The organism is Acidimicrobiales bacterium, assembly GCA_035316325.1.
Classification (GTDB): Bacteria; Actinomycetota; Acidimicrobiia; order Acidimicrobiales; family VFJN01; genus DASXTK01.
This window is the reverse complement of sequence record DATHJB010000003.1, coordinates 1-10,181: the sequence shown is the minus strand read 5'-3', so window position 1 is coordinate 10,181 and position 10,181 is coordinate 1. Positions and strand designations below refer to the sequence as shown.

Below are 10,181 nucleotides of genomic sequence, written 5' to 3'. Positions count from 1 at the left end.
AGCGGCCCGTACTTCTGCACGACCACCACGGCGTCAGGAGCGGCGGACCGCGACGAAGTCGTTGATCAGGCTCTGGCCGCGGTCGACGGTCCCGGCGGCCGCGTAGTGGTACACCATCGCCGCCCGCACGCCGCCCGACTCGTTGTCGGTGGAGCGGTGCATGAGGTGGCTGTCGAACAGCAGCAGGTCGCCCGGCTGCATGAGCACGGGCTGCGACGCGCCCATGTCGTGGTCGACGATCTCGACGTAGCCGTAGTTGGCGCCGGGCCGGCGGTCGGGCACGTGCTCGTGGACCGGCTCCCGGTGCGACCCGGGCAGCACGTGGAGGCACCCGTTCTCGAGGGTGGCCTCGGTGACCGCCAGCCACACGCCGGTGATGGGCCGGGGCGGGTCGAAGGGGAAGTAGAAGCTGTCCTGGTGCCAGGGCTGACCCCAGGCGCCGGGGTTCTTGAAGATGAACTGCGACAGGAAGCAGTCGAGGTCGGGGGCGACGAGGTCGACCAGCAGGTCGGTCACGGCGGCGCCGGCGGCGAAGGTGGCGAAGACCGGGTCGCGGTGGAGCTTGAAGACCTTGGAGGCGAGCTGCTCGGGCCGGCCGTCGCGGCCCGCGAGGTTGGCCTCGGGGAGCACGTAGCCGGGCGCCTTCGCGCCGCCGGCGTGGGCGTGGGTGATGTCGACGACGCGCTGCAGCATGCGCTCGCACAGGTCGGCGTCGGCGAAGCCCTCGATCCGGACGAAGCCCTGCTCGGCGTAGGTCGCCCGTTCCTCGTCGGTCAGCCGTCGGGCCGTGCGCATCGCGATCCCCCTTCGCATCCTGAATACCTGTTCAGACTGAACGATGGTTTAGGCTGCGGGCGTTGTCAAGTGACCCCGCGACCACCGAGCTGAAGGGCCAGGCCCAGCGCGGCGCGAAGACCCGCACGGCGATCATCGACGCGGCCCTCGACGTGTTCGCCACCCGGGGCTACCGCAGCAGCGCCCTGGGCGAGATCGCCACCCGCGTCGGCCTCACGCCGGCGGCGATCCTCTACCACTTCGGCTCCAAGGAGGCGCTGCTGCTGGCCGTGATCGCCGAGCGCGACCGGCGGGCCGGCGACCTCCTCACCGACATCAGCCTGGCGAACGGCCTCGAGTCGCTGCGCGGCCTGGTGCGGATCGCCGAGCTCAACGAGCAGCGCCCCGGCCTCGCCGCCCTTCACACCGTGCTGCAGGCCGAGAGCTTCGAGCCCGACACGCCGGCCCACACGTACTTCCTGGAGCGCAGCCGCCGCGTGCGGGGTTGGATCGAGACGGGCCTGCGGGAGGGGCAGCGCCGCGGCACGGTGCGCGCCGACCTCGACTGCGGCGCCAAGGCCCGCGAGCTGATCGCCTTCCTTGAGGGCGCCGCGGTGCTGTGGCTGATCGACCGCGAGGTGTCGCTGGTCGACCTCTACTCCCACTACGTCGAGGCCTTCGTCGCCGACGCCTCGCCGTAGTCTCGGGCGGGTGGAGCCGGGTTACGTCGCGGTGATCTTCACCAGCCAGAGGAGCGCCGACGACCGCGGCTACGCGGCGACCGCGGCGCGGATGGAGGAGCTGGCGGCGGAGCAGCCGGGCTACCTGGGGATCGAGTCGGCCACCAGCCCCGACGGCTTCGGGATCACCGTCAGCTACTGGGCCACCGAGGCCGACGCCCAGGCCTGGAAACAGGTGACGGAGCACGCCGCCGCCCAGCGTGAGGGCCGCGAACGCTGGTACACGCGGTACGTGACGCGGGTCGCCCGGGTGGAGCGGGAGTACGGCTGGCCCGCCGGGTAGCGCGGATCGTCTATCTTGCGACCCACAGGAGGGCGGGCAGGCCCCAGGGTCACGCTCGGTGGGCGAGTTCGAGGAGTGTCGGTCAATGGCGATCGAGTCGTCACGTCGCCGAACCACGTTGCGAGTGGGATCGGCGCTGGCTGCTGCCGTCGCGGGGTCGGCCGTGGTGGCCGTGGTCGCCCGCCGCCGGGCCGCGTCCACGCCGCGCCCGGCGCTGCCGATCCCGGCCGAGCGCAGCAACGGCGCCGACCTTCCCGCCCGCCCGACGCCCGCGCCGGTCGCCGCCGCGCCGGCCCCTGCGCTGGTCACGACGCACCCGCCCCTGGTCGCCGCCCCCGCCCCGGCCGTCGCGCCCCCGCCGGTCCACCTGCCCCCGGCTCCGGTCGACGCTCCCGTCCCGCCGGAGCCCGTCCGCGCTCCCGTCCCTCCGGCCCCGCCGCCCTACGTGGCGCCGCGACCCTTGCCGCCGCCGTCGGACCCGGGGCCCGAGCGGCGCTGGTGGCCGCTGGCGGTGGGCGCGGTGGCCGCCGTCGTCGTGCTGGTGCTGGCGGCCTTCGTGTTCACCGGGGGCGACGACGAGCCGTCGGAGGCGACCGACGCCGACACCGGGGCCGCCGTCGACACCACCGTGGCGCCGCCCACGACCACCGTCGACGACCTCACGGCCGACGCCGCCTTCGAGCAGGCCGCCGCCCGGCTGGAGGCCGCCGGCACCTACGCCTACGGCGGCTCCTCGCTGGCGACCGACGTGAGCCCGGTGCGTCCCGGCCTGTGGCTGACGGTGGAGCTGACCATGAGCGGCGAGGTCGACCTGCGGTCGGGCCGGCTGCACGACATGGGCGAGACCACCGACGGCCGGATCACCGAGACCGTGACCGACGGGACCGTCGTCTGGGGTCGGCTGGCCGACAGCCGTGACGACCTGCCCGACGAGGGCTTCCTGACCGTCGGCGACCCGGCCCCCGAGCCCCTGCGCCTGGGTGCGGCTCTGCTGCCGACGTGGTTGCTGGCCGGCGTCGACCGCCAGGAGCTGTCCGACGGTCGCTTCCGGGCAACCCTCCCGCCCGAGGTGCTCGGCGAGGTGGAGTCCGGCCGTGACCCCGTCCCCGCCGAGCTGCTGCTCACCCTCGACGCCGCCGGCGACCCGCTCCACGTCGAGATCACCAACGCCCCCGAGGGCCCACCCCTCCACCTGGTCCTCGACCTCACCACCCTCGGCCAGCCGGTCACCATCCCCCTCCCCACCGACACCCCCTAACGCTCGTCGCCCTGATCGCCGGCCCAGGCGGGGTGACAGGGCGTGTCCTAGTCGTTCTTGGCGGTCATGCCGCCGTCGACGACCAGGACGGCGCCGTTGACGAACGACATCGCCGGGAGGGTGAGCGACACCACGGCGTGGGCCACCTCCTCGGGGTCGCCGTAGCGCCGCAGCGGCACCTTGCGGCGGGCGAACTTCTCCTTGGCCTCATCGGGGATGACGGCGGTCATGCCGGTGCGGACGGGGCCCGGGCACACGGCATTGACGGTGATCCCCTGGGCCCCCAGCTCCACCGCCAGCGCCCGGGTGAGGCCGATGACCCCGTGCTTCGCCGCCGCGTAGGGGCTGTTGAAGCGGCTCGCCCCCAGCCCCTCGGTCGACGAGATGTTGACGATGCGCCGCACGGTCGGCAGGCAGGCCCGGGCCAGGCGCTGGTGGGCGGTCAGGTTGACGGCCAACGTCTCGGCCCAGGCCGCCTCGTAGGCGTCGCCGTCGCCCTCCACCACGGCCGGGCGGGCGATGCCGGCGTTGTTCACCAGGATCTCGACCGGGCCGAGCTGGGCGGCCACGTCGGCCACCACCGGGCCGATGGCGGCAGCGTCGGCCACGTCGAGCACCCACCAGGCGGCGCGCCCCTTGCCGTGGGCGGCCTCGATGTCGTCGGCCACCTCGGCCACGGCATCGCTCACGTCGACGCACGCCACCCTGGCACCCTCGTCGGCGAACAGACGGGCGGCGGCGCGCCCCATGCCCGACGCCGCCCCGGTCACCAGGGCGACCTGGCCCTCGATCGATCTCGACAGACGGCTGAGCGTCATCGTCCCTCCCTGGTGGTGGGAGGGGACGCTAGAGCACGGGGCCCGCGGAGCAACGCAGGACGGTGGCCGGGTCGGGCAGGCCGCCGCTCAGCCACTGGCTGCCGACGGTGGTGGCGGCCACCAGGCGGTCTGCGTCGGTGACCGGCTGCCGGCTGGGCAGGGTGTCGCGCTCGGTGCGCACCCTCTCGCCGGTCGACCAGCCCACCTCGATCGTCTCCACCCACGGCGCCAGCTGGTTGTGGGCCGCCATGACGACCGTGGCCAGGTCGGAGGGCACGCCGGCCGACGGCGCCCGGGCCGACACGAAGCGGGCCACGTCGGGCGCCCCGGCCGCGTTCTGCGAGGAGTAGGACGGCTGCCAGCTCGTGTCGCTCCGCGAGGAGAGGCACGACGCCAGGGTGTTCAGCTCGTTGGTGACGATGTCGTCGCGCACCCGGTCGGCGAAGGCCCGGGCCCCGGCGGGCAGCCAGCCGAGCCCGTCGGCCCGCGAGGCGATGGGGTCGGTCGGATGCGGGACGGCCACGATCGTCAGCACCGCGGCGGCGCAGCAGCTGACGGCCAGGATCAGCAGCGTGCCGTCGGTGGCGGGCCCGGCCCAGCGCTGCACCGCCCGCTTCCGCTGGGAGTGGCCGTCGCCCACGCTGGTCAGCAGCATGGCGCACACCAGCACCGCCGCCACCCGGAAGCCGTCGGCCCAGGCGCCGGCCCGTGCCGCAGCGGCCACGCCCTCGGTGCCCTCGTCGGCCACCCACACGGCCGCGGCGACACCGCCCGACAGCACGACCGCGGCGATCGCCGTGCGCGACACCAGCGCCGGCGCCCACAGCGACGAGCGCGGGTGCAGCAGCGTCCACGAGCGTCGGAGGGTCCGGCCGGGCAGCGACCCCAACGGGTTCCCACTCGCGACGAACGCCGCCATGCCGCCCACCACACAGCCGACGACCACCACCAGCAGCGAGATCGACGGCGACACGAACGCCACCGACGCCGCCGCCACCGCCAGCAGCTCGAGCAGCCAGCGCTCCGCCGGTCGGGCCCAGCCCGCCCGGACCGCGGCCGTCTCGCCCTCGTGCTGGTCGTACGCCGGCTCCGGCGCGGCCCTGCCCCAGAAGGCGTCGTGCTCGATCTGGTCGGGGTCGGGAGCGAGGGCCGGGGCACGGTCGCGGTCGGTGAAACCGGGAGCGAGGTCGACGAGGTCGGTCAGGTTGGCGAGCGTCACGTGCACCCGGTTGGGGTCGCTGAGCGAGCTCCCACCCGGCCGTTCTCCCTCGCCACCGGGCCCCTGACCCGGCGGCCCGTTCCGGTACGTGACCACGTCGCCCCCTCCGGCGCGCCCACAGCTGCGCCCTCGTCACCTGATCCCCTGGCGGCCGAGGCTCCGAACGAGCCGATCGCGCCACCGCTCCGCAGATCATGCCGCGTTCCGCGCACCTGTGACAGCCCGATCGGCCCCAGTTTCGGGGGATTCCGCGACACCAGGGTTCGCGCCGCGCCGGGCGGTCTGGCCGCGGCGCCGAGGGGTATACGGCTGGGTCCCGGCACACCGACGGTGGCGGCTGCCCGCGACGCCGATGGAGGCCTCGGGCCAGCGGGTTCACGTTCGGTTCACAGGTGGCGTCGTAGCGTGGCGCGGTCATGCGCATCCTGGTGCTCGAGGACGACGCCGAGCTGGCGGAGGTGGTGGCGCTCGGCCTGCGCAACGAGTCCTACGCGGTCGACGTGGCGACCCGCTGCGCCGACGCCGAGACGCTGCTGCGCACGACCGAGTTCGACGTGGCCTGCCTCGACCTGGGGCTGCCCGACGGCGACGGGCTCGACCTGGTCCGCCGGCTCGGGGCCGGTCCTGGTCGACCAGGTCGAGCACCGCCGCGGCGGCGACCGCCTTGGAGATCGACCCGATGCTGAACACGGTGTCGACGGTGTTGGGCCGCCCGTCGGCCTGGTCGGCGTCCCCGTAGGCGGCGAGGCAGCCGGTGCGGCCGCCGGTCGACACGGCGATGGAGCCGCTGAACCCGGCGTCGGCCCAGGCCTCGAACCCCTCCGCCAGCGAGTCGTCGTCGGGTCCACATCGGCCGACCGTACGAACCCGCCGGTGAACCGGCTGTGAACGTCGGGTCAGTTGGAGCTGGCGCGGCGGGCGAAGTCGTCGGCCATGGCGGTGAACACGGCGACGAAGTCGGGTGCCGGGTGGGTGGGGTCGAGCTCGCGCCAGACGCCCTCGACGGTGACCACCAGACGCTCCCGGTCGGTCCAGGAGCCGAAGCGGGTGCCGTTGACGGCGAGGTCGAGGTCGCGGGCGGCCTCGGCGCACCCCAGGCCGGCAGCGTGGCGGGCGGTGGTCTCGTCGCGCACGAACCGCAGGTAGTCGCCCACCTCCCGAGCCCCGTCCGGGTCGGTCAGCGGACCGTGGCCGGGCACGACGACGGCCGGGTCGAGCTCCTCGATCAGGTCGCACGCCGCGATCCAGTTGCCGATCGGCCCCGCCCACATGATCGGAGTACCGCCGACGAAGAGGATGTCGCCGGCGAACAGCACCCCGTCGTCGGGCAGCCAGGCGATCACGTCGCCCGCCGTGTGCGCCGGCCCCACCTCCATGAGGCGCACATGCCGGCCGCCCACGTCGAGGTCGACGGCCCCGGAGAACTCCCGGGTCACCGGCGGCACCTCGATCTCCGCCAGGGCGAAGGGCCCGAAGGCGTGGCGCATGAACGTGCCGAGCGGACCGTGGTCGTCGACCAGCAGGTCGAGGGCATCGGCCAGCATCGACGGCTGCACCTCGTCGATCTCCCGGGCCGCCGCGGTCGAGGCGACGATCTCGACGTCCGGGCCGCTCACCAGCTGGTTGCCGTAGCAGTGGTCGCCGTTGGCGTGGGTGTTGGCGACCGTCCCGATGGGGCTGCGCCGGGTGAGGCCCGCCATCGACGCCAGCATCTCGCCGGTCAGCTTCAGGTCGAACAGAGTGTCGACCAGCAACGACGCCCCGTCGCCGACGACGATGCCGGCGTTGCTCCACCCCCACGTGCCGTCGGGCTGGAGGTAGGCGTGGACCCCGTCGGCGACCTCGTGGAGGCCCTTGCGGTAGGCGATCACGGGAGACACCGTCGCACCCGTCCCCCGTCCCGTCCACCGCAACCGGTTCGCGGAACCGTCGACCGGAGTTCAGTTGCCGCTCACGCGCTGGTCCGGGTGCCGTCAGACGGATGGTCGACGCTGGTCGCATGAGACGACGGATGCAGGCAGCGGCGCTCGCGGGCCTCCTGGTCGCGGGCGTGGTGGGAATGCTCACCACGGCCCCGGCGGGCGCGACGGGCGGGGGCGGGTCGCACCGACCCCATCGACACGACGACACGCTCGTCGTCGGGCACCGGGGGGCCAGCGGCTACCGGCCCGAGCACACGCTGGCGGCCTACGAGCTGGCGATCGCCCAGTGCGCCGACTTCATCGAGCCCGATCTCGTGTCGACCGTCGACGGCGTCCTCGTCGCCCGGCACGAGAACGAGATCGGCGGCACCACCGACGTCGCCGCCCACCCCGAGTTCGCCGCTCGCCGCGCCACCAAGGTGATCGACGGCGTGAACGTGACCGGCTGGTTCACCGAGGACTTCACCTTCGCCGAGCTGCAGACGCTGCGGGCCAGGGAGCGCATCCCGGCGGTGCGGCCGCAGAACGCCCGCTACGACGGGCGGTTCAAGGTGCCCAGCCTGCAGCAGGTGATCGACCTCGCCCGCCGCTCCCGCACCTGCGACGGCAAGCCCGTCGGCATCTACCCGGAGACGAAGCACCCGTCGTACTTCGACGGCATCGGCCTGTCGCTCGAGGAGCCGCTGGTGAAGGTGCTGCGCCGCAACGGCTACCGCGACCGCCGCGACCCGGTGATCGTGCAGAGCTTCGAGGTGGGCAACCTGCGGGAGCTGTCGCGCCTGACCGACGTGCGGATCGCGCAGCTCGTCGACTGCTCGGGCAAGCCATGGGACTTTACGGCCGCGGGCGACGCCAGGACGTACGCCGACCTGGTCACCCCCGAGGGCCTGCGGGCGGTCGCGCGCTACGCCGACGGCGTCGGGGCGTGCAAGGACGTGCTCATCCCCCGCACCGCGTCGGGCACCCTGGCCGCGCCGACCCGGGTGATCGCCGACGCCCACCGGCGGGGGCTCGAGGTGCACGGCTGGACGTTCCGGCGGGAGAACCAGTTCCTGCCGGCCGAGTTCCGGGTCGGCACCGACCCCAACGCCGTCGGCGACCTGGCCGGCGAGATCGAGGTGTTCGTCGACGCCGGCATGGACGGCTTCTTCACCGACAACCCCGACCTCGGCGTCGCCGCGGTCGACTGATCTTCCGGGCTTCGGCGCCCCGGGTCGGCCCTGCCGGTCGATCCGGGGCCCGTGGTCCGGGGTGGTCGTTGCTACTGACGGCGTGACCGGAGCCGCCGTCCGACGTGGGGTTCGGCCCGGGCCGTACCATCGGGACCCATGGCGTCGCCCCGTGCCGAGCTCGACGAGCGCTTCGCCGGCGACACGCTCGACACCGACGTCTGGTTCCCCTACTACCTGCCCCACTGGAGCTCACGGGCCCAGTCGGCGGCGACGTGGTCGATCGAGCACGACGGGCTGCACCTCAGCATCCCGGCCGACCAGCCCCCGTGGTGCGCCGACGTGCACGACGAACCGTTGCGGGTGTCGTGCATCCAGAGCGGCAGCTTCGCCGGTCCCCTGGGCAGTGCGGTGGGGCAGCAGCCGTTCCGTGACGGGCTGGTGGTGCGGGAGGAGCAGCCGACGCTGTGGGGCTGCACGCCGCTCTACGGCCGGGTCGAGGTGCGGATGCGGGGCGTGGTGTCGTCGCGGTCGATGGTCGCCTTCTGGATGTCCGGCATCGAGGACCGCCCCGAGCGCTCCGGTGAGATCTGCGTGGCCGAGATCTTCGGCGACTCCGTCGACCGGGGCCCGGGCTCCGGCTCGCCGTCGGCCGAGGTGGGCATGGGGGTGCACCAGTTCCGCGACCCGACCCTGGTGGAGGACTTCGTCGCCGACCCGTTCGCCATCGACGTCGCCGAGCTCCACACCTACGGCGTCGACTGGCAGCCGGGCTCGCTCGCCTTCAGCGTCGACGGCACGGTCGTCCGCCGCCTCGCCCAGTCCCCCGACTACCCGATGCAGCTCATGCTCGGCGTCTTCGACTTCCCCACCCGCGCCACCCCCGACGACGCCACCGGGATCCCCGAGCTGGTCGTCACCCACGTCCACGCCCACCCGCTGTCGACGTAGGTTCCGGACATGGCGAGTCGGTCGCGAGCGGTGAGGGCGAGGCGGGTCGAGGGGCCGAGGGTGGCCGAGGAGCTCGAGCCGACCGACGGTGGGGCGGTCGCCGACGGGGATCTGCTCGACGGGGTGCTGTGGACCGGTGACGGTGACGAGCCGTTGGGGTGGGAGTCGGTCCGGGAGCTGCAGGTCACGGCGTCGCGGCTCCGTGGCGTGCGGCTGACCGGCGTGGAGCTGGACGACCTCACGCTGGTCGACACGGCGATCGACGGCTGCGAGCTGTCGGGGGCGGTCCTGTCGGGCGCCCGCGCCGAGCGGGTGGCGTTCACCGACTGCCGGATGGCCGGGCTGGTGGCGGCCGACCTGAAGGCCCGCCACGTGCGGTTCTCGAACTGCCTGCTCACCGGCGCCTGGCTCCGGGCCGCGTCGTTCGACCACTGCGAGCTGGTCGACTGCGACCTCACCGGAGCCGACCTCTCCGGCGCCCGCCTCGTCGCCACCCGGCTGGTCCGCTGCCGCCTCGACCACGCCGACCTCAGCGCCGCCCACGCCGACGACCTGGCCCTCCACGGCTCCACCCTCGACGGCACCAAGGGCCTCGCCGAGCTCCGGAAGGTGATCATCGCCTCCGACCAACTGGTCGACGTCGCCCTCCCCCTCCTCGCCGCCCACCAGATCCGCATCGACGACGACTACCTCTCCCCCGACGAGTCCGAGGCGAGTCCCTAACCCACGCTTCGTCATCGTTGCGGTGTCGAGCGACCGTTTCGGTTCGTCGGCGCCGCAACGACCGCGTTCGGGTTAGCCCTCGAAGAACCACGGATGTGCGGGTCGGGTATGACTTGGCGATGGACTTCACGGGGACGCGCCGGTCGCTCCACGCCGTCGCCGAGCAGGTGCTGGCCGCGGCGTTGTGGCGGGCGACCGGGCGCATCGGGTTGCGGGCCACCGAGGGCGGGTTCGGCACGCCGGCGTTCCCCCTGGGCGGGCGGGGGCGGCAGGTGCGGGTCGAGGGTCTCGACCTGGTGGTGGTCGACGACGGCCAACAACGTC

Annotated in this window: 12 protein-coding genes; 8 read left to right on the top strand and 4 right to left on the bottom strand. The window is 73.8% G+C overall.

What is annotated here, in order from left to right; all coding sequences use genetic code 11:
• Positions 1-33: 33 nt before the first annotated feature.
• A complete protein-coding gene (locus tag VK611_00320) occupies positions 34-795 on the bottom strand; it encodes a phytanoyl-CoA dioxygenase family protein (protein ID HMG39733.1) in 762 nt (253 codons plus the stop codon).
• A gap of 62 nt (positions 796-857) precedes the next feature.
• Here VK611_00320 and VK611_00315 point away from each other — a divergent pair, with 62 nt between their 5' ends.
• The 3 genes from VK611_00315 (at position 858) to VK611_00305 (ending at position 3,055) form a co-directional block, all read left to right on the top strand.
• Complete coding sequence (locus VK611_00315; GenBank protein HMG39732.1) at positions 858-1,475, top strand: helix-turn-helix domain-containing protein; 618 nt, start codon at positions 858-860, stop codon at positions 1,473-1,475.
• 10 nt (positions 1,476-1,485) lie between these two features.
• Positions 1,486-1,797 carry an antibiotic biosynthesis monooxygenase gene (locus tag VK611_00310; GenBank protein HMG39731.1) on the top strand — a complete coding sequence of 104 codons (312 nt, stop codon included), beginning with the start codon at positions 1,486-1,488 and terminating at the stop codon, positions 1,795-1,797.
• Positions 1,798-1,882: 85 nt separating this feature from the next.
• Positions 1,883-3,055, top strand: a complete 1,173-nt coding sequence (locus tag VK611_00305) for a hypothetical protein (protein HMG39730.1) — start codon at positions 1,883-1,885, stop codon at positions 3,053-3,055.
• Positions 3,056-3,102: 47 nt separating this feature from the next.
• Here the strand turns inward: VK611_00305 and VK611_00300 are convergent, their stop codons facing one another.
• Together VK611_00300 and VK611_00295 are read right to left on the bottom strand one after the other, a co-directional pair.
• Complete coding sequence (locus VK611_00300; GenBank protein ID HMG39729.1) at positions 3,103-3,873, bottom strand: SDR family NAD(P)-dependent oxidoreductase; 771 nt, start codon at positions 3,871-3,873, stop codon at positions 3,103-3,105.
• A gap of 28 nt (positions 3,874-3,901) precedes the next feature.
• Positions 3,902-5,188, bottom strand: coding sequence for a hypothetical protein (locus tag VK611_00295; GenBank protein ID HMG39728.1), 1,287 nt, complete (start codon positions 5,186-5,188; stop codon positions 3,902-3,904).
• Between the two features lie 320 nt (positions 5,189-5,508).
• On the opposite strand from VK611_00295, the gene VK611_00290 reads away from it, so the two are divergent.
• The gene (locus VK611_00290; GenBank protein ID HMG39727.1) at positions 5,509-5,778 is read left to right on the top strand and encodes a response regulator; all 270 of its coding nucleotides are present in this window, start codon (positions 5,509-5,511) and stop codon (positions 5,776-5,778) included.
• Between the two features lie 210 nt (positions 5,779-5,988).
• Here VK611_00290 and VK611_00285 read toward each other — a convergent pair whose 3' ends face one another.
• Positions 5,989-6,972 carry an MBL fold metallo-hydrolase gene (locus VK611_00285; GenBank protein ID HMG39726.1) on the bottom strand — a complete coding sequence of 328 codons (984 nt, stop codon included), beginning with the start codon at positions 6,970-6,972 and terminating at the stop codon, positions 5,989-5,991.
• A 119-nt stretch (positions 6,973-7,091) separates the two neighbouring features.
• Between VK611_00285 and VK611_00280 the strand changes: the two genes are divergently transcribed.
• The 4 genes from VK611_00280 to VK611_00265 all read left to right on the top strand — a co-directional run.
• The gene (locus VK611_00280) at positions 7,092-8,204 is read left to right on the top strand and encodes a glycerophosphodiester phosphodiesterase (protein HMG39725.1); all 1,113 of its coding nucleotides are present in this window, start codon (positions 7,092-7,094) and stop codon (positions 8,202-8,204) included.
• 138 nt (positions 8,205-8,342) lie between these two features.
• Entirely contained in the window at positions 8,343-9,134 is a 792-nt protein-coding gene (locus VK611_00275) for a glycoside hydrolase family 16 protein (GenBank protein HMG39724.1), read from the top strand.
• A 60-nt stretch (positions 9,135-9,194) separates the two neighbouring features.
• Entirely contained in the window at positions 9,195-9,857 is a 663-nt protein-coding gene (locus tag VK611_00270) for a pentapeptide repeat-containing protein (protein HMG39723.1), read from the top strand.
• 119 nt (positions 9,858-9,976) lie between these two features.
• Positions 9,977-10,181 (top strand): hypothetical protein (locus VK611_00265; GenBank protein ID HMG39722.1); only part of this gene is annotated, 205 nt, incomplete at its 3' end.

What these genes read in the sequence shown, in the direction of transcription:
- VK611_00275 (HMG39724.1), top strand. Translation starts at nt 8,343, where the DNA reads ATGGCGTCGCCCCGTGCCGAGCTCGACGAGCGCTTCGCCGGCGACACG.
- VK611_00300 (HMG39729.1), bottom strand. Translation starts at nt 3,873, where the DNA reads ATGACGCTCAGCCGTCTGTCGAGATCGATCGAGGGCCAGGTCGCCCTG.
- VK611_00305 (HMG39730.1), top strand. Translation starts at nt 1,883, where the DNA reads ATGGCGATCGAGTCGTCACGTCGCCGAACCACGTTGCGAGTGGGATCG.
- VK611_00290 (HMG39727.1), top strand. Translation starts at nt 5,509, where the DNA reads ATGCGCATCCTGGTGCTCGAGGACGACGCCGAGCTGGCGGAGGTGGTG.
- VK611_00280 (HMG39725.1), top strand. Translation starts at nt 7,092, where the DNA reads ATGAGACGACGGATGCAGGCAGCGGCGCTCGCGGGCCTCCTGGTCGCG.
- VK611_00320 (HMG39733.1), bottom strand. Translation starts at nt 795, where the DNA reads ATGCGCACGGCCCGACGGCTGACCGACGAGGAACGGGCGACCTACGCC.